At 29.5% G+C, this 24,980-nt stretch carries 25 protein-coding genes and 2 tRNA genes; all 27 read left to right on the top strand.

Annotation, left to right across the window (positions count from 1 at the left end):
- The first annotated feature begins 78 nt into the window (after positions 1–78).
- The 27 genes from Q0958_RS17965 to Q0958_RS17835 all read left to right on the top strand — a co-directional run bounded on the left by Q0958_RS17965 (position 79) and on the right by Q0958_RS17835 (position 24,906).
- Positions 79–762, top strand: coding sequence for a MotA/TolQ/ExbB proton channel family protein (locus Q0958_RS17965; RefSeq protein WP_235276111.1), 684 nt, complete (start codon positions 79–81; stop codon positions 760–762).
- A complete protein-coding gene (locus tag Q0958_RS17960) occupies positions 762–1,154 on the top strand; it encodes a biopolymer transporter ExbD (RefSeq protein ID WP_235276110.1) in 393 nt (130 codons plus the stop codon). Before Q0958_RS17965 ends, Q0958_RS17960 begins: the two co-directional genes overlap by 1 nt.
- A gap of 1 nt (position 1,155) precedes the next feature.
- Positions 1,156–1,983: an energy transducer TonB gene (locus tag Q0958_RS17955; protein WP_299125713.1), complete on the top strand. Its 828-nt coding sequence runs from the start codon at positions 1,156–1,158 to the stop codon at positions 1,981–1,983.
- A gap of 54 nt (positions 1,984–2,037) precedes the next feature.
- On the top strand, positions 2,038–3,366 hold the full coding sequence (locus Q0958_RS17950) for a UDP-glucose/GDP-mannose dehydrogenase family protein (protein ID WP_299125711.1): 1,329 nt from the start codon (positions 2,038–2,040) through the stop codon (positions 3,364–3,366).
- 1 nt (position 3,367) lies between these two features.
- Complete coding sequence (locus tag Q0958_RS17945; RefSeq protein ID WP_299125708.1) at positions 3,368–4,579, top strand: folylpolyglutamate synthase/dihydrofolate synthase family protein; 1,212 nt, start codon at positions 3,368–3,370, stop codon at positions 4,577–4,579.
- A gap of 69 nt (positions 4,580–4,648) precedes the next feature.
- Positions 4,649–4,723 (top strand) — tRNA-Val (locus tag Q0958_RS17940).
- A 26-nt stretch (positions 4,724–4,749) separates the two neighbouring features.
- Positions 4,750–4,827: transfer RNA gene (locus Q0958_RS17935), tRNA-Val, on the top strand.
- A 269-nt stretch (positions 4,828–5,096) separates the two neighbouring features.
- A complete protein-coding gene (gene gmd, locus Q0958_RS17930; protein WP_299125705.1) occupies positions 5,097–6,218 on the top strand; it encodes a GDP-mannose 4,6-dehydratase in 1,122 nt (373 codons plus the stop codon).
- Positions 6,219–6,221: 3 nt separating this feature from the next.
- Positions 6,222–7,154 (top strand): GDP-L-fucose synthase, encoded by a 933-nt coding sequence (locus Q0958_RS17925; protein WP_299125703.1) that lies wholly within the window; start codon positions 6,222–6,224, stop codon positions 7,152–7,154.
- The gene (locus Q0958_RS17920; protein WP_299125701.1) at positions 7,141–8,301 is read left to right on the top strand and encodes a DegT/DnrJ/EryC1/StrS family aminotransferase; all 1,161 of its coding nucleotides are present in this window, start codon (positions 7,141–7,143) and stop codon (positions 8,299–8,301) included. The genes Q0958_RS17925 and Q0958_RS17920 overlap by 14 nt, the downstream gene beginning before the upstream one ends.
- Positions 8,302–8,433: 132 nt before the next feature.
- Positions 8,434–9,720: a nucleotide sugar dehydrogenase gene (locus Q0958_RS17915; RefSeq protein ID WP_299125699.1), complete on the top strand. Its 1,287-nt coding sequence runs from the start codon at positions 8,434–8,436 to the stop codon at positions 9,718–9,720.
- Positions 9,720–10,652 (top strand): Gfo/Idh/MocA family oxidoreductase, encoded by a 933-nt coding sequence (locus Q0958_RS17910; RefSeq protein ID WP_299125696.1) that lies wholly within the window; start codon positions 9,720–9,722, stop codon positions 10,650–10,652. Before Q0958_RS17915 ends, Q0958_RS17910 begins: the two co-directional genes overlap by 1 nt.
- A gap of 364 nt (positions 10,653–11,016) precedes the next feature.
- Positions 11,017–12,204 carry a UDP-N-acetylglucosamine 4,6-dehydratase gene (locus Q0958_RS17905; RefSeq protein ID WP_299125693.1) on the top strand — a complete coding sequence of 396 codons (1,188 nt, stop codon included), beginning with the start codon at positions 11,017–11,019 and terminating at the stop codon, positions 12,202–12,204.
- A 12-nt stretch (positions 12,205–12,216) separates the two neighbouring features.
- A complete protein-coding gene (locus tag Q0958_RS17900) occupies positions 12,217–13,371 on the top strand; it encodes a LegC family aminotransferase (protein ID WP_299125728.1) in 1,155 nt (384 codons plus the stop codon).
- Positions 13,364–13,948 (top strand): NeuD/PglB/VioB family sugar acetyltransferase, encoded by a 585-nt coding sequence (locus tag Q0958_RS17895; RefSeq protein WP_299125690.1) that lies wholly within the window; start codon positions 13,364–13,366, stop codon positions 13,946–13,948. Before Q0958_RS17900 ends, Q0958_RS17895 begins: the two co-directional genes overlap by 8 nt.
- Positions 13,945–14,967, top strand: a complete 1,023-nt coding sequence (gene neuB / locus Q0958_RS17890) for an N-acetylneuraminate synthase (protein ID WP_299125687.1) — start codon at positions 13,945–13,947, stop codon at positions 14,965–14,967. The genes Q0958_RS17895 and neuB overlap by 4 nt, the downstream gene beginning before the upstream one ends.
- On the top strand, positions 14,964–16,073 hold the full coding sequence (gene neuC, locus Q0958_RS17885) for a UDP-N-acetylglucosamine 2-epimerase (protein WP_299125684.1): 1,110 nt from the start codon (positions 14,964–14,966) through the stop codon (positions 16,071–16,073). The genes neuB and neuC overlap by 4 nt, the downstream gene beginning before the upstream one ends.
- On the top strand, positions 16,060–17,109 hold the full coding sequence (locus Q0958_RS17880) for a nucleotidyltransferase family protein (protein ID WP_299125681.1): 1,050 nt from the start codon (positions 16,060–16,062) through the stop codon (positions 17,107–17,109). The genes neuC and Q0958_RS17880 overlap by 14 nt, the downstream gene beginning before the upstream one ends.
- 4 nt (positions 17,110–17,113) lie before the next feature.
- Positions 17,114–17,845, top strand: coding sequence for an acylneuraminate cytidylyltransferase family protein (locus Q0958_RS17875; RefSeq protein WP_299125679.1), 732 nt, complete (start codon positions 17,114–17,116; stop codon positions 17,843–17,845).
- Positions 17,846–17,847: 2 nt separating this feature from the next.
- Positions 17,848–18,759: a Gfo/Idh/MocA family oxidoreductase gene (locus Q0958_RS17870; RefSeq protein WP_299125677.1), complete on the top strand. Its 912-nt coding sequence runs from the start codon at positions 17,848–17,850 to the stop codon at positions 18,757–18,759.
- Entirely contained in the window at positions 18,746–19,507 is a 762-nt protein-coding gene (locus tag Q0958_RS17865) for an oxidoreductase (protein ID WP_299125675.1), read from the top strand. The genes Q0958_RS17870 and Q0958_RS17865 overlap by 14 nt, the downstream gene beginning before the upstream one ends.
- Positions 19,508–19,701: 194 nt before the next feature.
- The gene (locus tag Q0958_RS17860) at positions 19,702–21,471 is read left to right on the top strand and encodes an HAD family hydrolase (RefSeq protein WP_299125672.1); all 1,770 of its coding nucleotides are present in this window, start codon (positions 19,702–19,704) and stop codon (positions 21,469–21,471) included.
- 1 nt (position 21,472) lies between these two features.
- On the top strand, positions 21,473–21,712 hold the full coding sequence (locus Q0958_RS17855) for an acyl carrier protein (RefSeq protein ID WP_299125669.1): 240 nt from the start codon (positions 21,473–21,475) through the stop codon (positions 21,710–21,712).
- 57 nt (positions 21,713–21,769) lie between these two features.
- Complete coding sequence (locus Q0958_RS17850) at positions 21,770–22,189, top strand: MaoC/PaaZ C-terminal domain-containing protein (RefSeq protein WP_299125667.1); 420 nt, start codon at positions 21,770–21,772, stop codon at positions 22,187–22,189.
- Complete coding sequence (locus tag Q0958_RS17845) at positions 22,182–22,910, top strand: SDR family oxidoreductase (protein ID WP_299125665.1); 729 nt, start codon at positions 22,182–22,184, stop codon at positions 22,908–22,910. The genes Q0958_RS17850 and Q0958_RS17845 overlap by 8 nt, the downstream gene beginning before the upstream one ends.
- A 6-nt stretch (positions 22,911–22,916) precedes the next feature.
- Entirely contained in the window at positions 22,917–23,936 is a 1,020-nt protein-coding gene (locus Q0958_RS17840) for a hypothetical protein (protein ID WP_299125661.1), read from the top strand.
- Positions 23,911–24,906, top strand: a complete 996-nt coding sequence (locus Q0958_RS17835; protein WP_299125658.1) for a polysaccharide deacetylase family protein — start codon at positions 23,911–23,913, stop codon at positions 24,904–24,906. Before Q0958_RS17840 ends, Q0958_RS17835 begins: the two co-directional genes overlap by 26 nt.
- The last annotated feature ends 74 nt before the right edge of the window (positions 24,907–24,980 follow it).

The following is a 24,980-nucleotide window of genomic DNA, read 5'->3' as shown; positions in this document are numbered from 1 at the left end:
TATTTTAAAACAATTTTCAATAAAACAAATCGTTAATTAGTTAACGTAAATTAATTACAAACTCTAATATTATTTTTAATGTTGTTATTTCAAGAAAGTACAGAATTGTTAGAAGAAGTGTCAGAAGAAAAAACATTATCTATAATCCAGTTAATTAAAGATGGTGGATTAGGAGGACAAATTATCATAGCACTATTGTTTGTGTTATTAGCAGTAGCTCTTTATATATACTTTGAACGCTTTTTTGCAATTAAAGCAGCATCTAAGGTTGATAAAAATTTTATGAACCAAATTAGAGATCATGTAACTAGTGGTAAGTTAGATAGTGCTAAAGCAATGTGTGAAAACACACAAACACCAACTGCAAGATTAATTGGTAAAGGTATTTCTAGAATAGGAAAACCATTAGATGATATTAATACAGCAATAGAGAATGCTGGTAAGTTAGAAGTTTATCAGTTAGAAAGGAACGTATCGGTATTAGCAACTATAGCTGGAGCAGCACCAATGATAGGATTTTTAGGAACAGTAATTGGAATGATAGTTGCAATACATGAAATAGCAAACTCTGGTGGTCAAATAGACATTAAAATGTTATCAGATGGTTTATATACAGCAATGACAACCACAGTAGCAGGTTTAATAGTTGGTATTATTGCATATATTGCATATAATCATTTAGTAGTTCGTACAGATAAAGTAGTTTATCAAATGGAAGCTAAATCAGTTGAGTTTTTAGATTTATTAAATGAGCCAGTATAATGAATTTAAAAGGAAGAAATAAAGTAGATCCAAGTTTTAATATGTCTTCAATGACAGATATTGTTTTCTTGTTGTTGATTTTTTTCATGTTAACATCTACACTGGTTACCGTTAGTGCAATAGATGTTTTATTGCCTAAAGCAGGAGGGAAAACAGAAAATAATACTTCAGTAGCAGTAACAATAACAAAAAACTCTTCTTTTTATATTGATAAAACTAAAGTTAGTAATGCTAATTTAGAAAACTCAATTTTAGCAAAAGTTGGGCCAGGTAAAAAGAAAACAGTAGTAATACGAGGCGATCAAAATGTTCCATATAAAAATGTAATGAGAGTTATAGATATTGCAAATAGGAACAAGTTGAAAATGATATTAGCAGTAAAGGGCAAATAAAATGTCAATTTTAGATACACAACATAAACGTAAATCAGCAGTAATAACAGCAATTATTCTGTTGCTTTTATTATTTGGAATATTCAATTACGGGATGAAGTATCTTGATCCTCCCATTGAATATGGAGTAGCAATTAATTTTGGAAACTCAGATGTTGGGAGTGGAGAGCCAGTTGAAAAAACAAAATCACAATCAGTACCTGAAGAACAGCAAGAAGAAATTGTAGAAGAGATGCAAGAAGTACAGGAAGAGGCAATTCAGGAAGAAGTAATTACTGATGATACCGCTGATGATGTTCCAGTTGTGGAGAAGATAGAAGAAAAAAAAGAAGAGGTAAAAGAAACTCCTAAAGAGGAAAAGCCTAAAGAAAAACCAAAACCAAAACCAAAGCCATCAAAAGAAGCAACAGATGCTTTAAATAGTTTGTTGAATGGGACATCAAAAGATGGAGCAGATAAAGGAGAAGGAGATGATAATGAGGTTGGTGTAAAAGGTAAAGAGAATGGTGATCCTAGCTCTAATAAATATTATGGAGGAGGCGGTAGTGGCTCTGGAGGTAATTATAACTTAGCAGGAAGAAAGGCATTATCCAAACCTATAAAAAAGCCAGAGTGCCAAGAGGAAGGAACAGTGGTTGTGAGTATAGAAGTAGATCAAAATGGTAAGGTGATTAAAGCAGTACCTGGAGTAAAAGGATCAACTAACACAGCGCCATGTTTATTAAAACCTGCTAAAGAAGCAGCTTTAAGAACAAAATGGAATGCAGATGGTAAAGCACCATCAAAACAAAGAGGAACAATTATCTACAGATTCTCTTTGTCACAATAAATATTTAGTTTATTAAAATAACAAGTTATTCACTTGTAAGTTTCAAAATTAAGAATGAATTTAACAGTAATAGGATCAGGTTATGTAGGGTTGGTGTCTGGCGCATGTTTTTCTGAAATGGGGAATAAAGTTATATGTGTTGATATTGATAAAGGAAAAATAGATAAACTTTTAAAAGGTGAGATCCCTATATATGAACCAGGTTTAGAGGCTATGGTCTTAAGAAATGTAAAAAACAAAAATTTACATTTTACAAGCTATATTGAAGATGCTATAAAAAATACAGAGGTTGTAATCATAGCTGTTGGAACACCAATGGGGGAAGATGGCTCAGCTGACTTAAAATATGTGTTATCTGTGGCAAATGAAATAGGAAAGCATATGAATAATGAGTTAGTTATTGTAAATAAATCAACAGTACCGGTAGGAACTGTAAATGAAATTAAAAACGTTATCCAAAAAGAGCTAACTAAAAGAGATATTGTAATTAATTTTGAGGTAGTTTCAAATCCAGAATTCTTAAAAGAAGGTACAGCGATTCAGGATTTTATGAAGCCAGATAGAGTTGTTATAGGAGCTGAAAGTGGATATGCTTTTGATAAGATGAAAGAATTATATAGTCCTTTTTTTAGAACTCATAACCGTTTCATAACAATGGATGTAAGGTCAGCTGAAATGACTAAATATGCGGCTAATGCAATGTTAGCAACGAGAATTTCTTTTATGAATGAAATAGCTAATATATGTGAAAGAGTAGGTGCAGATGTAAATCAAGTTCGATTAGGTATTGGTTCAGATTCAAGGATAGGGTATAGTTTTATTTACCCAGGAGTAGGATATGGTGGTTCATGCTTCCCAAAAGATGTAAAGGCTTTAAATAAAATGGGAGAAAATTATGGATATAAGGCAGAATTAATTAATTCCGTAGAGAGTGTAAATAACAGGCAAAAATTAATTATAGCAAATAAAATTATTGAAAGATTTGGTGAAGATTTAAATGGATTAGTTTTTGGTTTATGGGGGCTTGCATTTAAACCAGGAACAGATGATATGAGAGAAGCACCAGCGAACTATGTAATTAGAGCATTAGTGAAAAGAGGAGCTAAATTTAAAGTGTATGATCCTAAAGCGATAGATGAGGCAAAAGATTTTTATTTAAAAAACATAGAAGGTATAGTTTATTGTAAATCTAAGTACGATGTTTTACAGGATGCTAATGCTTTAATTTTATTAACAGAATGGAAAGAATTTAGGTCACCAGATTTTAATGAGATAAAAAAACAATTAATTAAACCGATAATATTTGATGGTAGAAATCAGTATAATGCTTTTAATCTAAAAGAAAAAGGTTTTGAATATTATCAAATAGGAGTTGCTTTATAGAATGACATATCAAGAAACCTTAGATTGGATGTTTGCACAATTGCCAATGTACCAGCGTCAAGGAAAAACAGCTTTTAAAAAAGACTTAATAAATATTGTAGCTTTAAGTAAAGAGTTAGGAAATCCAGAAAGAAAGTTCAAGACAATTCATGTAGGAGGAACAAACGGAAAAGGTTCAACAAGTCATATGATAGCTTCTATATTACAAGAAGCAGGATACAAAGTAGGATTATACACATCTCCGCATTTAAAGAACTTTACAGAACGTATTAGAATAAATGGTAAAGAAATTCTAAAGGAAAGCGTTGTAGATTTTATAACAGCTAATAAAGAGTTTTTAGAAAAGCAACAGTTATCTTTTTTTGAAATGACAGTAGGAATGGCATTTGATTACTTTGCAAAAGAAGAGGTAGATGTAGCGGTTATTGAAGTTGGATTAGGAGGAAGATTAGATTCAACAAATATTATAAAGCCAGAAGTGTCGGTAATAACTAATATAGGATTAGATCATACTCAGTTTTTAGGAGAAACATTACCAGAAATAGCATTTGAAAAAGCAGGGATTGTAAAAAATGAAATACCTGTAGTTATAGGAGAAAGGCAAAAAGAAGTTGTAGAGGTATTTAAAAAGAAAGCAAAAGAATGTAATTCTGAAATTTTATTTGCTTCAGAAGAAGAAGAAAATAAGTTTAAAACAGATTTACTAGGAGAATACCAATTGAAAAATGTAAAAACGGCAGTTTTAGCAGTAAAACAATTAAAAAACTTTATTATTTCAGAAAACAATATAAAACAAGGGCTTTTAAAGGTAGCTAAAAACACGAGTTTAAAAGGACGTTGGCAAATATTACAAGAAAATCCTAAGGTAATTTGTGATACTGCTCATAATAAAGAGGGGTTAATTTATACATTAAAGCAACTTCAAAAAGAAAATTATAAAAATTTACATATTGTTTTAGGTGTGGTTTCTGATAAAAAAATAGAAGAAATATTAAGATTGTTTCCCCCAAAAGCGACTTATTATTTTTGTAAACCAAATATTCCACGAGGAATGTCAGAAATTTTTTTAAAAGAGCAGGCGAATGCATGTAATTTGGAAGGAGAAGCTTTTTCTTCTGTAAATCAAGCTTTTGAAAAAGCGAAAATGAACTCAGAAAGAGAAGATGTTGTTTATATTGGAGGGAGTACGTTTGTTGTTGCAGAAATTTTATAAAAAAAAGTGAAAAAAGTTATTGCAGATATCTAAAAGAGTTATATATTTGCACCCGCAATTAGCAATTAAGGGCGCGTAGCTCAGTTGGTTCAGAGCACTTGGTTTACACCCAAGGGGTCAGGGGTTCGAATCCCTTCGCGCCCACAACTCTTAAGAAGTTAATTGCAAGCGGGCGCGTAGCTCAGTTGGTTCAGAGCACTTGGTTTACACCCAAGGGGTCAGGGGTTCGAATCCCTTCGCGCCCACCAAAAGTCTTCATCTTTTTAGATGGAGACTTTTTTATTTTATGATATTTTGTTAATGATGTTTTTTGTAATTTCGTAAGCTATTCTATTAAGATGTGAAGTTGTTGAGAAGAAAACTTTAAACTTAGGTGTAAAGCATGTTTGATAGTGAGAGATTATAAGAATAGATTGTAAGAGGTTGATGTGGTTAATTTGTAAGATAAAAGCATCAATAATTTAAGAAATGAATATAATAAAGGTAACGAAGTGGTTGCCTAATTTAATAAACGATTATGAGTACTAGAAAAGTAGCATTAATTACAGGTGTAACAGGTCAGGATGGAGCTTATTTGAGTGAGTTTTTATTGAAGAAAGGATATGTGGTCCACGGATTGAAAAGAAGAACATCTTTGTTTAATACAGATAGGGTAGATCATATATATCAGGATCCTCATGTTGAAGATAGAAATTTCTTTTTACATTATGGAGATATGACTGATAGTACAAATATTATTCGTTTAATTCAGGAGATTCAGCCAGATGAAATATATAATTTGGCAGCAATGAGCCATGTTCATGTTTCTTTTGAAATACCAGAATATACAGGTAATGCTGATGGCCTTGGAACTTTACGTATTTTGGATGCTGTTAGGTTATTAGGGTTAGAAAAGAAAATAAAAATATATCAAGCATCAACATCAGAGCTTTACGGAAAGGTTCAAGAAGTACCTCAATCGGAAACTACACCTTTTTATCCTAGAAGTCCTTATGCTGTTGCAAAAATGTATGCGTATTGGATAACGGTAAATTATAGAGAGGCATATGGTATGTATGCATGTAATGGTATTTTATTTAATCATGAATCGCCAATTAGAGGAGAAACATTTGTTACAAGAAAAATAACTAGAGCAACTTCCAGAATAGCTTTAGGATTACAAGATAAGTTTTACTTAGGGAATTTAGATGCTCAAAGAGACTGGGGACATGCAAAAGATTATGTACGAATGATGTGGATGATATTACAAGCAGATGAACCAGAAGATTGGGTAATTGCAACAGGTAAAACAACAACAGTGCGTGATTTTGTTAAAATGAGTTTTAATGAAGCTGGAATTGAATTAGAGTTTAAAGGGACTGGTGTTGATGAGAAGGCTTATGTAAAAGCTTGTAATAACCCGAAGTATCAAGTAGAAATAGGTAAAGAAGTTTTATCAGTAGATCCAAAATACTTCAGGCCAACTGAAGTGGACTTGTTAATAGGTGATCCAACCAAAGCAAAAGAAAAACTAGGTTGGGAATTAGAATATGATTTACCTGCTTTGGTAAAAGATATGATGCAAAGCGATCTAAAATTGATGACCAAAGATCAATACTTAAAGCAAGGAGGATACTACACAAATAATTATTTCGAATAAAAAATGAAAATATTATTAACGGGAGCGTCAGGAATGGTAGGAAAGAATATTTTAGAGTATTCTGAAGCTTCAAAATATCAGTTTTTAACTCCAACAAGTCAAGAGCTTGATTTATTGGATTATAATTCGGTATATAGTTATATAAGAGATAATCAGCCAGAATTTATTATTCATGCTGCAGGAAAAGTAGGAGGAATTCAAGCTAATATAGCTGAACCAGTGAGTTTTTTAGTAGACAATATTGATATGGGAAGAAATATAATAATGGCTGCTAAAAATAATGGAGTGAAAAACTTACTAAATTTAGGAAGTTCGTGTATGTATCCAAGAGATGCAAAGAACCCATTGTCTGAAGATCTTATTTTGAAAGGAGAGTTAGAACCTACAAATGAAGGATATGCTATAGCGAAAGTAATGTCTACTAGATTGTGTGAATACATAATGAAAGAAGATAAAACAAAAAACTATAAAACAGTAATTCCTTGTAATTTATACGGTAAACATGATAAGTTTAGTCCTAAGAATTCTCATATGATACCGGCGGTTATTAGAAAAATTTATGATGCTGCATTAGCAAACCAGCAAGAGATAGACATTTGGGGAGACGGATTGGCTAGAAGAGAGTTTATGTATGCAGAAGATTTAGCAGATTTTATTTTTTATGCTATCGATAAGTTTGATGAAATGCCACAAAATATAAATGTGGGATTAGGTCATGATTATACTATTAATGAGTATTATAAAGAAATAGCTGAAGTAATAGGTTATAAAGGACAATTTGTGCACGATTTAACTAAGCCGGTGGGAATGAAACAGAAATTAATAGATGATTCAAAACTTATCGAATTTGGTTGGCGTTATAAGACTTCTTTAAAAGAAGGAGTTAAAAAAACATTTGAATATTATAAAAAAGAAGAGTTCAATGAAGCAGTATAAGTTAGCATCCTCTACATGGGATGAAAAAGAATTAGCCGCAATACAATCGGTAATAGATAAAGATATGTACACTATGGGAGATAGTGTAAAGCAATTTGAAAATGATTTTTCAAAGTATCTGGATTCTAAATATTGTGTTATGACAAGTTCTGGGTCTACAGCTAATTTATTAGCAGTAGCTGCTCTTTTTTTTACTAAGAATCCAAAGTTAAAAAGAGGAGATGAAGTTATAGTTCCAGCAGTATCATGGTCTACAACATATTTTCCTTTACAGCAATATGGTTTAAAGTTGAAGTTTGTAGATGTAGATTTAGAAACTTTAAATTATGATTTAGAGGCTTTAGAGTCGGCAATATCAGATAATACCAAGATGATAATGATTGTTAATCTATTAGGGAATCCAAATGATTTTGATAAGATTAATAGTATTATAGAAGGAAAAGATATTTTCTTGATAGAAGATAATTGTGAGTCAATGGGGGCTACTTATAAAGGTAAGCAAGCAGGTACTTTCGGTATAATGGGTACTTTTTCTACATTTTTCTCGCATCATATGGCTACGATGGAAGGAGGTTTTGTAACAACAGATGATGAGGAGTTGTATCATATATTATTATCGATAAGGGCCCATGGTTGGACAAGAAATTTACCTAAAAACAATTTAGTGTCTGATAAAAGCGATGATTGGTTTGAAGAATCGTTTAGGTTTGTGCTTCCTGGATATAATGTAAGACCGTTAGAAATGAGTGGAGCTATAGGTGTTGAGCAATTAAAAAAATTACCTTCTTTTATTGAAAACAGAAGAGAAAATGCAAGTTTCTTTGTTGAGTTGTTTAAAGAACATAAAGATTTTATAATACAAAAAGAGATAAGTAAAAGTTCTTGGTTTGGGTTTTCATTAATAATTAAGCCAGAGTCAAATTTGAGTAGAAAAGAAGTGGTAGCTAAGTTATTTGATAATGGGATAGAATGTAGGCCAATTGTTACAGGTGACTTTACACAAAATGAAGTAATGAAGTATTTTGATTATGAAATTCATGGAGAATTAAAAAATGCAAAGTATTTACATGAGAATGGTTTATTTGTAGGAAATCAACAGGTTTTGATTAAGGAAGAAATTCAATATCTATTTGATATTTTGAAATAATATAAATCAAAAGTATATACAAAAGTCTTTATCGTAAATAGGTAAAGACTTTTTTGTTTTGTAACAATTAGTTAATAATGTTTTTTGTAATTTCGTAAGCTATTTTATAAGGTATTTAGTTAGGAGTAAGAGATGAGTGCACCAAAGATTGCAATTATTGGATTAGGTTATGTCGGTTTGCCATTGGCAAGGTTATTTGCAGAAAAATATTCTGTAGTAGGTTTTGATATAAAGGCAAAAAGAGTTGAAGAGTTAAGATTAGGTATAGATGTAACATTAGAGGTAGATAATAATTTGCTAAAATCTGTATTAGTATCAAACAATTCAAAAAGAAAGAAAGGCTTGTTTGTTACTACAAATGAAAAAGATATTGAAAGTTGTGATTTTTATATAGTAACTGTTCCAACATCTGTAGATAAAAATAACCAGCCTATTTTAATTCCTCTTCTAAATGCGAGTAAAACAATTGGTAATGTTCTGAATAAAGGAAATGTTGTTGTTTATGAATCAACTGTATATCCAGGTGCTACTGAAGAAGATTGTGTGCCAGTATTAGAGAGTGTTTCAGGGTTAAAGTTTAATGAAGGTTTTTACGTAGGGTATTCACCAGAAAGAATAAGTCCTGGAGATAAAATTAGAACTGTGGAGAATATTTTGAAAGTTACTTCAGGTTCTACTCAAGAAACAGCATTGAAAGTTGATAACTTGTATAAGTCAGTTATTAATGCAGGAACACATATGGCTTCATCAATAAAAGTAGCAGAAGCATCTAAAATTATAGAAAATTGTCAAAGAGATATAAATATAGCTTTTGTTAATGAACTTGCTAAGATTTTCAATTTAATGAACATTAATACAAGTGAAGTGTTGGAGGCTGCAGCTACAAAATGGAATTTTTTGCCATTCAAACCAGGTTTAGTAGGAGGACATTGTATTGGTGTTGATCCATTTTATTTAGCTCAAAAAGCGCAACAATTTGGTTATTATCCAGAAATAATACTATCCGGAAGAAGATTAAATGATAGTATGGGGAGTCATGTAGCTTCAGAAGTTGTAAAATTGATGATTTCAGAAGATGTAAAAGTGAAAAATGCAGAGGTTTTAATTTTGGGAATTACTTTTAAAGAAAATTGCCCAGATATAAGAAATACCAAAGTGATAGATGTGTGTCATGCACTTAAAGATTATGGTGTAAACGTAAATGTTTATGATCCATGGGCTAAAAAAGAAGAAGTACAAATAGAATATGATCTTCAATTAGAAGAAGATCTTTATGGAGAAAAATATGATGCAGTTGTTTTAGCAGTATCTCATAATGAATTTAAAGAAATAGATTTAGAGAGATTGAAAAAGAAGGATGCTGTAGTTTATGATGTGAAAGGTTTTTTCTCTCAAGAATTAATAGATAGAACTTTATAATGAAAAACTTTGCTTTAATAGGAGCTGCTGGTTATATAGCTCCACGTCATTTAAAGGCGATAAAAGATACTAATAATAATTTAATAGCTGCACTTGATAAATTTGATAGTGTAGGTGTTATGGATAGCTATTTCCCAAATGCTGATTTTTTTGTTGAGTTTGAGAGATTTGATCGTCATATTGAAAAAATAAAACGTCAACAAGATGTTCAATTGGATTATGTGAGTATTTGTACACCAAATTACTTACATGATTCTCATATACGAATGGCTTTGAGAAGAGGAGCAGATGCTATTTGTGAAAAACCATTAGTTTTAAATCCGTGGAATGTAGATGCATTAGAAGCGATAGAGAAAGAATCTGGAAATAAGATAAATACAATTCTTCAGTTAAGGTTGCATCCAAGTATTATTGAGTTAAAAAGAAAAATTCAAGCTTCTACTAAGAAAGAAAAAAATGATGTAGATTTAACATATATAACCTCAAGAGGTAATTGGTATGATGTATCTTGGAAAGGTGATCAAAGTAAATCAGGAGGAATAGCTACTAATATTGGGATTCATTTTTATGATATGTTGTCTTGGGTTTTTGGAGAAATACAGGATAATATAGTACATCTTAGAGAAAAAGATAAAGCAGCTGGATACTTAGAATTTAAAAAAGCAAGAGTACGTTGGTTTTTGTCAATAAATGAAAAATCGCTCCCAAAAGAAGTAAGAGAAAAAGGACAAAGAACATATCGTTCAATCACTGTAGATGGAGAAGAAATAGAGTTTAGTGGAGGTTTTACAGAATTACATACAGATAGTTATAAAGAAATTTTGAAAGGAAATGGTTTTGGTTTGATTGATGCAAAACCTTCTATTCAAATAGTACATGATATAAGAAATAAGGAAATAGTGAATTATGGAGAAAAACATTTCCTGTTATAAAAGAATAGGTATATTTGCAAACGAAAAAAGAGAAAATGAAAGTAAAAACCACGTTAAAAGCCTTTAATATACTGCAAATAAGACGTGTTAGAGCTATTGAGAAAACAGAATATTTGAATAAATGTTTTGTTTGTGGTCTACAACAAGTTTGATAAAAAATAAGATTAGAATCATTAAATTAGAGTAAAATCAAAGACGTTTAAAACAGTTTTTAATTAAATGTTTTCTTGTGAAGAAAATAGATTTTTTTTAAAAAACGAGGATTTAAATAGAAAATGATTTATAATATTTTACTAAAATAAAAACAATATTAAATATTCTTTGAAGTTAGAAAGAATTGAGTAATATAGAATAGAGAAAAAATATGGATTATTTAAAATTAATTAATAGGAAAGAACTTCTCTTTGATAAAGATATTAGAGTTAATGAAAAAGAGTTGCTTAGTGAAGTTTCTAATTCAAGCTTTTTAGTTTTAGGTGGAGCAGGAACAATTGGTCAAGCGGTAACAAAAGAGATTTTTAAAAGAAATCCTAAACGATTACATGTTGTAGATATAAGTGAAAATAATTTAGTGGAATTAGTAAGAGATATCAGAAGCTCTTTTGGTTATATTAAAGGTGATTTCAGAACTTTTGCACTAGATATAGGGTCATTAGAGTACGATGCTTTTATAGAAAAAGGAGAAGGTTATGATTATGTTCTTAATTTATCTGCATTAAAACATGTAAGAAGTGAAAAAGATCCTTTTACTTTGATGAGAATGATAAAGGTAAATATTCTAAATACAATTAAAACTATTGAACAATCAATAGAAATGAATGCTAAGAAATATTTTTGTGTTTCTACAGATAAAGCAGCGAACCCTGTTAATATGATGGGAGGGTCTAAACGTATTATGGAAATGTTTTTAATGGAGAAAAGTAAAAGTATAAATATTTCTACAGCAAGATTTGCTAATGTCGCTTTTTCAGATGGATCGTTATTACATGGATTTGAGCAAAGAATAAAGAAGAAACAACCAATAGCAGCACCTTCTGATATTAAAAGATACTTTGTAGTTCCTCAGGAGTCAGGTGAGTTGTGCTTAATGTCTTGTGTTTTTGGAGAAAATAGAGATATATATTTTCCTAAACTAGATCAAGGTTTACATCTAATTACCTTTTCTGAAATTGCAGAAAAATTTCTAAAAGAAAAGGGATTTGTACCTCATAAGGTTGATACTGAAGAAGAAGCAAGAAATACAATAAATAATTTGGAAAGAAAAGGAGAATGGCCTTGTTTATTTGCTGAAAGTAATACTACAGGAGAAAAAAGTTTTGAAGAATTTTTTACAGAAAAAGAAGTTTTGGATTTAGATAAGCATTATAATCTTGGAGTGGTGAAAAATGAACCAAACTTTGATAAAGAAAAGCTGACTTATTTTTTAGATACCATAGAAAATTTACGTAAAAATAAATCATGGACTAAAGAAGAAATTGTAATGTTATTTCATAAAATGATTCCAAATTTTGGACACAAAGAAGTGGGGATATATCTAGATTCTAAAATGTAAATAATAGAGATGTTGCAAATAAATAAAACTTTAAGTTTCATTCGAGAAGTATTCAATTCTAAGAATGATGAATTTATACCATTACATATTCCAAATTTAAAAGGAAATGAAAAAAAATATTTAAATGAATGTATTGACTCTACTTTTGTTTCTAGTGTTGGGAAATTTGTAGATTTATTTGAAACTAAAGTAGCAGGATATACAGGAGCAAAGCATGCAATTGTATGTGTGAATGGTACTAATGCATTACATCTTTCTCTATTGCTAGCAGGAGTAAAGCTAGGAGATGAGGTTATTACTCAACCGCTTACGTTTATAGCTACAACTAATGCTATTGTTTACGCTAATGCTAATCCAGTTTTTGTAGATGTTGATGTAGATACAATGGGAATGTCTCCTAAAGCATTGAAAGAATTCTTAAAAGAGAATGCAGAATTAAGAAATGGAGAATGTTATAATAAAATAACTAATAATAGGATAAAAGCATGTATGCCAATGCATACCTTTGGTCATGCATGTAGGATAGAAGAGATAGCTATTGTTTGTAAAGAATATAATATAGAATTAGTTGAAGATGCGGCAGAAGGTATGGGAAGTGTATATAAAGGAAAACATTTAGGTACTTTCGGTAGAGTGTCCGCAATTTCTTTTAATGGAAATAAAATAATGACTACTGGAGGTGGGGGTATAATCTTGACAAATGATACAGCTTTAGCTAATAAAGCAAAACATTTATCAACTCAAGCTAAAGTTCCTCATAAGTGGGAATATGTTCATGATGACATAGGGTTTAATTATAGAATGCCAAACATTAATGCAGCTTTAGGATTAGCTCAACTAGAAAGGTTAGATTATTTTCTTGAAAACAAAAGAGAATTAGCAGAAAAATATTCTATGTTTTTTAAGCAAAATTCAATAGAGTTTTTTGACGAAAGAAAAGACGAGAAATGTAATTTTTGGTTAAATGCAATTGTTTTAAAGGATAAGGAAGAGAGGGATTTGTTTCTCAGTAAGAGTAATGAATCTGGAGTGATGACAAGACCTATATGGCAATTAATGAATAAACTTCCTATGTTTGAAAAAAACATAAAAGGAGATCTTAAAAACTCAGAATGGTTAGAAGAAAGGGTAGTAAATATACCAAGCAGTGTTAGAATTAATGAGTAAGCCTGAAATTGTTTTAATAGGAGGAGGTGGGCATTGTATGTCCGTTATTGATGTTATAGAACATGAGAATAAATATACAATTAAAGGAGTTTTAGAATCTAGTACCGAAAAAAATAATGTTTTAGGATATCCGATTTTAGGAACAGATGATTTAATTGAAGGTTTAGTAAAGGAAGGAGCTTTCTTTTTAATAACAGTAGGACAGATAAAGTCATATCAAATTAGAAAAAAAATTTCGGAAAAGTTACAGAGTTATGGCGCACAAATTGCAACAGTAATTTCTCCAAGAGCGTATGTGTCAAGACATTCTCATATAGGAAAAGGTACTGTTGTAATGCACGATGCTATAGTTAACTCTGGAGCAAAAATTAAAAAACATTGTATTATTAATACAAAGGCAAATATAGAACATGGAGTTCTTATTGAAGAATATTGTCATATATCAACATGTGCTGTTGTTAATGGCGATTCTATTGTAAGAGGAGGGACATTTATAGGAAGTAATGCAACTATATCAAACGGAATAACAGTTAAAGAAAATAGTATAATTAGTGCTGGAGAATTTATAAAAAAATGAAGAGAACATTAATAATAGCTGAAGCTGGAGTAAACCATAATGGTAGTATTGAACTCGCAAAAAAACTTATAGATGTTGCAGTTGAAGCAAAAGTTGACTTAGTTAAATTTCAGACTTTTAAAGCAGATAGCATAGTTAGTAAGAAGGCTAAAAAAGCGGATTATCAGATAAATAATACGAAAGAGGCTGAGACAACTCAATATGAAATGCTTAAGAAATTAGAATTAAGTCATGAAGACCATATTGAGTTAATAAAATATTGTAGAGAAAAAGGGATAGAGTTTTTTTCTACCGCTTTCGATACTGAAGGTGTTAGCTACTTGGATAGTTTAGAATTACCGTTATTTAAAATACCTAGTGGTGAAATTACCAATTATCCATATTTAAAATCTATTGCTCAAAAACAAAAGCCAGTTATCATTTCTACAGGTATGTGTAATTTGTCTGAAATTGAGCAAGCTATTAATGTTATTATTGAAAATGGAGTGCCACGTTCTAAAATTACCGTTCTACATTGTAATACAGAATACCCAACACCAATGAAAGATGTTAATTTAAAGGCAATGAAAACTATCGAGAATGCATTTGGTGTAAAAGTAGGTTATTCAGATCATACGTTAGGAATTGAAGTGCCTATAGCTGCAGTGGCTTTAGGAGCTTCTGTGATTGAAAAGCATTTTACTTTAGATAGGAACTTACCGGGGCCAGATCATAGGGCTTCATTGGAACCCTTAGAGCTAAAAAATATGGTGTCAGCTATTAGAAATATTGAAAAAGCGATGTCTGGTAATGGGATTAAAAAACCAAGCGAAAGTGAAAGTAAAAATAGAAGTATAGCAAGAAAAAGTATCCATATAAAAAATAAGATAGAAAAGGGAGAGGTAATAAAAGAGGAAGATATTATTTCCCTGAGACCAGGTGATGGTATTTCGACAATGAGATGGAATGAGGTAGTAGGCAAAAAAGCTAATGCAGATTTAGATGAGTTTCATAAAATAACATGGAATGATTTAATATGAGAGTAGGTGTTTTAACTAGTTCAAGAGCAGATTTTGGAATTTATCAACCATTAATAGATGAATTAATCAAGGATAATAGTTTTCAAATAGAAATAATTGCTTTTGGAACTCATTTATCTAAATTTTATGGCTATACATTAGATAATATTAATAAGTTATATAGCGGTATAAAAGTACACAAGATTGGTTCTTTAATTCAAGGTGATGATGAGGTTTCAATAGCTACTTCTTTTGGTTTAACAGTACTTAAATTCGCAGATTTTTGGAGTTTAAATAATTATAATTTAGTTTTTTGCTTGGGTGATAGATTTGAAATGGCAGCGGCTGTACAAGCTGGTATACCTTTTAATGTTAAATTTAGTCATATACATGGAGGAGAAACAACATTAGGGGCAATAGATAATATATATAGACACCAAATATCACTAAGCTCATTATTACATTTTACATCCACTAAAGCGTATAAATATAGAGTTGAAGAATTGATAGAGTGTGATGAAAATATTTTTAACGTTGGAGCACTAAGTTTATCAAATATAAAAAACTTCAAACCAATAAAAAAGGAAGAATTATTTTATAGGTTTAATATAAAAGATGAACCTTTTTGTCTTATAACATTCCATCCAGAAACGAATGCTTTTAAAAAAAATGAGCAATATGCATTGGAAATGCGAAAAGCATTAGAAGAAATATCAAAAGAAATAAACCTTGTTATAACGATGCCTAATGCAGATACAATGGGGACAATTTATCGAGATCAATTGTATTTATTAGAGAAAAACAATAATAATGTCTTTCTAATAGAGAATTTTGGGAAAGAAAATTATTTTTCAGCAATGTTCTATGCAAGTTTTTTATTAGGAAATACATCAAGTGGTATTATTGAAGCTGCTTCTTTTAATAAATACGTTGTAAATGTAGGTAATAGACAAAAAGGTAGAGCACAGAGTAATAATGTTATCAATTCAAAATTTAATCACAAAGATATTATAGAAGCATCTAATAAGAGTTTAAATCTAGGTGTTTACAGTGGTGAAAACATATATTACAAGGAAAACTCTGCAAAAAAGATTGTAAATAAAATAAAGAATTATGAGAAGTTATAAGGATCATTTACTTTTAGACTCAAGTACTATTAAGGAAGCATTATTAAAATTAGATATATTAGCGAAGGACGCTATATTATTTATTGTTAATAAAAATCAAGAGCTAATAGGTTCGTTGACAGATGGTGATGTTAGAAGAGGGTTGTTAAAAGGAATAACTATAGATAATGTGGTGACAGATATTATACAGTCAAACCCTAAGTTTATTAGGAAAGGGGAGTATGATATTGAGAAAATAATAAAATATAGAGAAGAAAATTATAAAGTTTTACCCGTTATTGATAAAAAAGGGGTTGTGTCTAATGTTGTTAACTTCAGGGTGTTAAGGTCTTATTTGCCTGTTGATGCTGTAATAATGGCTGGAGGTAGAGGTAGTAGATTGCAGCCTTTAACTAATGATACACCTAAGCCTTTACTAAAAGTAGGTGATAAAGCCATAATGGAGCATAATGTAGATCGGTTAGCTTTATATGGTATTGATGATTATTGGTTTTCTGTTAAGTATTTAGGAGAACAAATCGAAAGTTTTTTTGGAAACGGAGAAAATAAAAATCTGTCTATAAATTATGTGTGGGAAGATGAACCACTTGGGACAGTTGGAGCTGTATCTAAAATAGATGATTTTAAACACGATTATGTTTTGCTAACAAATTCAGATATTTTAACAAACTTGGACTACGAACAGTTTTATCTTGATTTTATAGAAAAAGATGCTGATTTTTCTTTGGTTTCTATTCCGTATCATGTTAATATTCCCTATGCTGTACTTGAAAAAGGAAATGATGGGTGTGTAACAAACTTTAAAGAGAAACCTACTTATACTTATTACTCAAATGGAGGAATCTATTTAATGAAAAGATCTGTGCTAGATTACATTCCAAAAAATCAATTTTTTAATGCTACTGATTTAATGGAAAAATTAATAGAAGAAAATAAAAAAATTATTTCTTACCCGTTAGCTGGATATTGGTTAGATGTAGGTAAACATGAAGATTTTAAGAAAGCTCAAGAGGATATCAAAAAAATAAAGTTTTAATTAGATGAACATAATAATTACAGTTTGTGCTAGAGGTGGTTCAAAAGGTATTCCAGGGAAAAATATAAAAGAGATTGGAGGTAATCCATTGATTTATTATACCTTAAGGCTAGCTAAGGAGTTGAAAAAGAAAAGGACTTTAGACAACATAGATATCATTTTGTCTACAGACTCTAAGGAGATTAAATCTGTTGTAGAAGGATTAAATATTAGAGAGATCTGTTTAGATTACGTTCGTCCAGCTAAATTAGCTACTGATGATTCTGGAAAATTAGATGCTATAATAGATGCAAAGGACTTTATGGAGCAAAGAACAAAAACTAAATATGATTATTTAATAGATTTAGATGTTTCTTCACCTTTGAGAACTATTGAGGATATAGAGAAAGCATTAGATACAATAGTATTAGATAAAGAAGCGTATAATATTTTTTCAGTGAATAAAGCTCATAAAAACCCTTATTTTAATATGGTTGAGAAATCAAATGAGGGGTATTATGAGTTGTGTAAAAAAGGTAATTTCTTAACAAGACAATCGTCTCCAAATGTTTTTGAAATGAATGCTTCATTTTACATATACAGAGATGTGTTTTTTAAAGAAAACCTGAATTCAGTTATAACAGAGAAATCATTAATTTTTGAAATGAATCATATTTGTTTTGATTTAGATGTTCCTCTAGATTTTGATTTTTTAGAGTTTTTAATGATGAATAATAAACTAACAATAGAATTTTAAAAGTGAAAGTTGTTATAATAGGACTTGGTTCTATAGCTAAAAAACATATAAACTCTCTTCGTAAATTGGATTCAGAGGTAGAATTATATGCCTTAAGACACAGTGAAAAATCTTTCCCATCAGAAGGTGTTAAGGATTTTTATGATATAAAGTTAATAAAAGACATTAACCCTAGTTTTATTATAATATCAAATCCTACATCAAATCATTATAAGACTTTAAAAGAAGTTTTAGAATTTGATATTCCCTTATTTATTGAAAAACCTTTGTTTTCTGGAATAGGAAAAAAAGAACAAGATTTGGTTTCCCTAGTATTAGAGAAAAAAGTGAAAACATATATTGCTTGTAATTTAAGGTTTCACAAAGGAATAAGATATTTAAAAGATATACTAAAAAACAAAAAAATAGAAGAAGTAAATATATATTGTGGTTCCTACCTTCCTGATTGGCGACCTGGTAAAAACTTTAGAGAAATATATAGCGCTAATAAAGAAATGGGAGGAGGAGTACATATAGATTTAATACACGAGATTGATTATTTATATTGGATTTTTAAAGAGCCTAAATTAATAAAAAAGGTATTTAGAAGTAATTCATCGTTAAATATCTCTTCAATAGATTATGCAAATTATATTTGGAATTATGAGACTTTCTCAGTCAATGTTGTCTTAAATTATTACAGAAAAGATCCTAAAAGAACTTTTGAAATTTTAACGGATCAAGGAACTTATTTATTAGACTTGTTAACTAATACAATAACATTTAAAGGAGAAGTAATCTTTGAATCAAAAATGAGTGTAGAAGAGATGTATGTTGAACAAATGAAATTCTTTATTAGTAAAATAATTCCAGGCGATGAAGAAATGAATACTATAGATGAAGGATATAAAATATTAAAATATGTACTTGAATAAAAAAGTAATTGTAATCACAGGAGCTGCTGGGCTTTTAGGAAGTGAGTTTTGTAGAGAAGTCATAGATAACGAAGGCGTTTTAATAATGGCTGAATATGATGTAGAAAAAGCTAATGAGTTAAAAGAAGAATTGAAAAGTGATAGGGTACATGTTTATCAAACGAATATAATATCAAAATCATCTGTAGAGAACTTAGTTAAGAATATTCATGAAAAATTTAATCGAATAGATGCTCTTGTTAATTGTGCTTACCCAAGAAATAAAAATTATGGAAGGCATTTCTTTGATGTAGAATACAATGATTTTTGTGAAAATGTAGGGATGAATTTAGGAGGATATTTTTTAACATCTCAGGTGTTTTCAAAATATTTTTTAGAACAAGGTTATGGTAATATAATAAATATATCTTCCATTTATGGAGTCATAGCACCTAGGTTTGAAGTATATGAAGACACAGAAATGACTATGCCTGTAGAGTATTCAACTATAAAGTCTGGATTGTTACATTTAACAAAATATATGGCTAAGTATTTTAGAGGGAAAGACATACGTGTTAACGCTATTTCTTTAGGAGGATTAGAGGATGGGCAGCCGAAAGCTTTTATTGAAAGTTATAGGGAATTCTGTTTAAATAAAGGAATGCTTAGTCCAAAGGATATATCAGGAACTTTATTGTATTTATTGTCTGATTTATCTAAATACGTAAATGGCCAGAATATAATAGTAGATGATGGGTTTACTTTATAGATTTTTAATAAAAATTAATTGTCATAATATACCAAAGTGTTACTTTTGCAAGCAAGTTTAATAAAAGCAAAATGAGTTTCTTAACTCAGATATTATAGAGAGAATAGTAACTATGTTTTTATTAAATTGAATGGAGTGCTCTAGAAATGATTGAGTTTAAAAAGATAAAGATTAAAAAAATAATTAAAAGCTAAATGATTGAATTACTGAATTACCCGTTTGATAATAATATGATTCTTAGAAAGCGTAGAAAAATACGTAAAGAATTGTTAAAAGAGCCTATTAAAAAAGAATTAAAAGTAGCCGTTTTAGGAGGGTCTACAACTAGTGAGATAATAAATATCATTGAATTATTTTTACTAAAAAATGGTTTTTCAGTGTCTTTTTATGAATCAGAATATAATAAATATTACGAGGATGCAGTGTTTGAAAATGAAGAATTATTAGCGTTTAAACCTGATGTTATTTATATTCATACAACTCATCATAATATAATAAAATTTCCAGATTTAGGAGCTAGTGAAGAAGACGTAGAAACTATGTTAGAGAATGAAGTTTCTAAATTTAAGAGTATTTGGGATTCGCTGAAAAAGTATAACTGTCCTATCATTCAAAATAACTTTGATTTGCCTATAAATAGAAGTTTAGGTAATTTAGATTGTTATGATATTCATGGGAAAACGTACTTTTTAAATAGGTTAAACCTTAGTTTTGGAAAAGAAGCTAGAGAGAATAAGTCTTTGTATATTAATGATATAAATTATTTGTCAACTTTAGTAGGTTTAAATAATTGGCATGATAAAAATTTGTGGTTTACAGCGAAATATGCAGTTGGTTTTGATGCAATACCAACTTTAGCCAATAATATTGTTAGTATTGTCATGTCAATTTTAGGAATGTCTAAAAAGTGCCTTGTGCTAGATTTAGATAATACTTGTTGGGGAGGAGTTATAGGAGATGATGGTTTAAACGGTATTAAATTAGGTAATGAGACTGCAGCTGGTGAAGCTTACATGAAATTCCAAAATTACGCAAAAGAGTTAAAGGGAAGAGGAGTAATATTAGCTGTTTCTTCAAAGAATGATCACGATATAGCAAAAGAGGCATTTACACATTCAGATAGTGTTTTATCGTTTGAAGATTTTACTTCTTTTAAAGCCAATTGGGAACCTAAATATTTAAACATAGAAAAAATAGCTAAAGAAATTAATATTGGTTTAGATAGTTTGGTTTTTATAGATGATAATGCAATGGAGAGAAATATTGTAGAATCTCAACTACCAGTAGTTTCTGTGCCAAATGTTGGAAACGATGTGTTAAATTATATTGATTTCATAGAAAGAAATGGATATTTTGAAACAGTAAACCTTTCTGCGGATGATATTAATAGAAATAGATTTTATTCAGATAATAAACAGAGAGCTAAGTTAGAATCTACTTTTGAAAATTATCAAGATTTTTTAGGCTCTTTGGATATGAAATCAGAAATAAAACCATTTTCTAGTGTTTATATAGAAAGAATAACTCAATTAATAAATAAAACTAATCAGTTTAATTTAACAACTAAGCGTTATAAGCTAACTGAGGTAAATGAGATAGCTGCAAGTGAAAAATTTATACCTTTATACGGTAAACTTACTGATAAGTTTGGTGATAATGGATTGATTTCTGTTGTAATAGGAGAAATAGTAGAAGATGTTTGTGTTGTTGATACTTGGTTAATGAGCTGTAGAGTATTAAAGAGAGATATGGAGTTTGCTATGTTAGATGAGTTAGTTAAAGAATGTAAAAACAGAGGTATAGAGAAAATAAGAGGGACTTATAAAAGTACACCTAAAAATAAAATGGTGTCGAATTTATATCCTGATTTTGGGTTTGAGTTTATAGAAGAAAGAATAGATGGAGCCATGATTTGGGATTTAGAAATAGATAATTACATAAAAAAAGACATAAAAATAAACTAAAATGACTAGAGAAGAATTATTTACAAAGGTAGAAGAGATATTTAAAGATATTTTTGATGATGAATCACTTGTGATACAAGATTCTACTAATTCATCAGATATAGATGAATGGGATTCTCTTAACCATATAAACTTGGTAGTAGCAATAGAAAAAGAAATTGGAATCAAATTCAATTTTGATGAACTTGCTGAGTTAAAAAATGTTGGGGCGATGATTGATTTAATGATGAAAAAAAAATAAAGTTTTAGACTTTGTTTTTATTGCGTAATAAAAAAGTAAAAGTAAAAGTAAAAGAAAATGAAAACATATTCATTTCTAGATATTAAAATAGGATTGAAGCATTCGTTTGAAGTAGAAGTAAATGAAGAAAGAATGCGAAAGTTTTATGAGATATCAGGTGACAATAATCCTATGCATATAGATGAAGATTATGCTAAAACTAAAGGAATGAAAGATAGAGTTGTTTATGGAATGTTAACATCTTCTTTCTATTCAAAATTAGTTGGTGTTTATTTGCCAGGAAAGTTTGCTTTACTACATTCTATAGAGGTACAGTTTTCAAAACCTGTTTTTATAGGAGATAAATTAACTGTAGTAGGAGAAGTGACAGCTATTAATGATTTGTTTCGCCAAATAGAGGTTAAAGCTTATATTTTAAACGATAATAATCAGAAAGTATCAAGAGCAAAAATTAAAATAGGATTAGTAAATGAGTAATATAATATTTATTACAGGAGCTTCTTCAGATATTGGAGTAGGACTTATAAAAAATATAGTTGAAGAATGTGTAATCGTAGCACATTACAATAGTAATGAAGAAAGGTTACTTGAGGCTCAAAAGGAAACTAAAAATAAAATAATAACTATACAAGCAGACTTTTCTTCAACGAGTAGTGTGGTTTCCATGTTGGATGAAATAGAGAATAATATAGGAATACCAAATAAAATTATACATTTAGCTTCTCCAAAATTTGAAAATATACGTTTTAGAAACGTCAATTGGAGTGATTTTGAAAAAGAATTAACCGTTAGTTTGGGGTCAATTACGCAAATTTTGAATAGATTTCTTCCAAAGATGGCAATCCAAAAAAGAGGAAAGGTACTTACAATATTATCTAGTGTAACAATAGGAGTGCCTCCAAAAGCTTTAGCTCAATATACTAGCGTGAAATATGCAGTATTAGGTTTAATGAAGGCGCTGGCGTCAGAATATGCAAGTAAGAATATAGCAATAAATTGTATATCTCCTTCTATGGTTGAAACACAATTCTTGTCTCTTCTTAATGAAAGAATAGTTGAATTTACAGCTGAATCTCATCCACTAAAAAGAAATGCTACAGTATCAGATCTTATTTCAGTAATGTTGATGTTAATTTCAGATGAGACAACTTATATAAATGGTGTTAATATACCTGTTACAGGAGGTAGTAATTTTTAATTAGTTATGAGTATAGCTTTAGCTTCTCAAGAAGATATTAAAGATATAATGTCATTTATCGATTCCGAATGGAAAGAAGGACATATTTTATCAAGAGATCAAAACTTTTTTTTATACGAACATAGAGAAAAGGATAGGATAAATTTTGTTATTTCGAGAAATCTAGAAAATAAGATAGACGGAGTTTTAGGTTTTATTCCTAGTGCTTTGGGAGAAGTTTCAGATGTTTGTACAGTTATTTGGAAGGTTTCCAAATCTAGTACAACCCAAAACCCTATTTTAGGTATCCAGCTATTACAGTTTTTGGAAACCCAAAAGATAGTAAGAAATGTATTAAGTTTAGGAATAAATCAAAAAACGATTGGGATATATAAATATCTTAATATGTATACTAATTCACTTGATCAGTTTGTAATAATTAATAAAAATATTAAAGACTTCAAGATTGCAAAAATTAATAACCTAGATGATAGGTTATTAGTTAATAAGTTAGTTAGTTTAAAAGAAAACTATGTTGTAAATCGTGTAAAAAACGATGTTGAACTGTCTAGTTTTGAGTTCGAAAAATATAGGGAGTGTATTCCTTATAAAAATAAAGAATATTTTTATAAACGGTATTTTGAACATCCTATATATGAATATCAGATTTATGGGGCATACTCAAATGAAAGTATTGTAAGTCTTATAGTGACAAGAGTGCAAACTTGTAATAATTCAAAAGTGTTAAGAATTGTAGATTTTCTAGGAGAGGAAAAATGTCTTCCTAATTACGGAAGGTTTTTTTCTGATTTGATAGAAGAGAAAAATTATGAGTATGCAGATTTTTATTGTTTTGGCTTAGAAAAAGAAAAAATGATAGAGGCTGGTTTTCAGTTAGTTGATTGTTCGAGTGAAGATTTAATAATACCAAATTATTTTTCACCTTTTCTACAAAAGAATGTACAAATGCATTTTTTTACTAATGCAAATGAAATAAAATCTTTAAAGCTTTTTAAGGCTAATGGAGATCAGGATAGACCTAACTAATAAATATACTATGTCTGAATTAAGCGTTGTAATGTATCATTACGTAAGGGAAATAAAGAATTCTTCTTTTCCTGATATTAAAGGCTTGGAGCTTAAAGATTTTAGGGAGCAGATTAAATATCTTAAAGAAAATTATAATTTCATAACAACTGAAGAGTTAATTGAAAGTGTATATAATAATTATAAGCTGCCACCAAAATCTGTATTACTTACATTTGATGATGGTTACGTAGATCATTATACAAATGTATTTCCTATTCTTAAAGAGTTTGGTATTCAAGGAAGTTTTTATATACCAGCTAAAACGGTAAAAGAGCATAAAGTTTTAGATGTTAATAAAATTCATTTCATTCTAGCTTCAGTGCCTGATAAGAGTAAAATAGTAGCAGATATTAAGGATTTGTTAATAGATATTAAAGAGAGACATGATATTAATGACTTTGAATATTATTATAAAAAATTAGCTATTGAAAGTCGTTATGATACTGCTGAGGTTATTTTTATTAAAAGATTATTGCAGGTAGAGTTAGAAGAGGAAATCAGAATGGAGATAGTTGATTTTTTATTCAAAAAATATTTAAAGGTTAGTGAACCCAATTTTGCTAAACAATTATATTTGAATGAAGATCAGATTAAAGAAATGATAAGTGAAGGGATGCATATTGGTTGTCATGGTTATAATCATTATTGGTGGAATAGATTAAAACCAAATGAGTTAGAAAAAGAAATTGATCTGTCTTTAGATTTTTTAGAAAGTTTAGGGGTTGATTTATCTAATTGGACAGCAGCTTATCCATATGGTTCACATAATGAAGATGTAGAAATATTCTTAGAGAAGAAGAAGTGTAAGTTAGCGTTTACAACAAAAGTAGGGATAGAAAATGCTTCATTAAGTAATAGATTACAATTAAAAAGGTTGGATACTAATGATATTACTAAAGAACAACTTCTCAATAAAAGATTATTATAATAGTTGGCTAATATTTTTTTAAGGTGTTTTTATCAAATAAATTAATAATAATAGAGATGAGTTTGCCTCATAAA

It is taken from the genome of uncultured Tenacibaculum sp., assembly GCF_947499065.1.
GTDB lineage: Bacteria > Bacteroidota > Bacteroidia > Flavobacteriales > Flavobacteriaceae > Polaribacter.
Note: the sequence above shows the minus strand (reverse complement) of the source record. Positions and strands in the feature narration are given on the sequence as shown.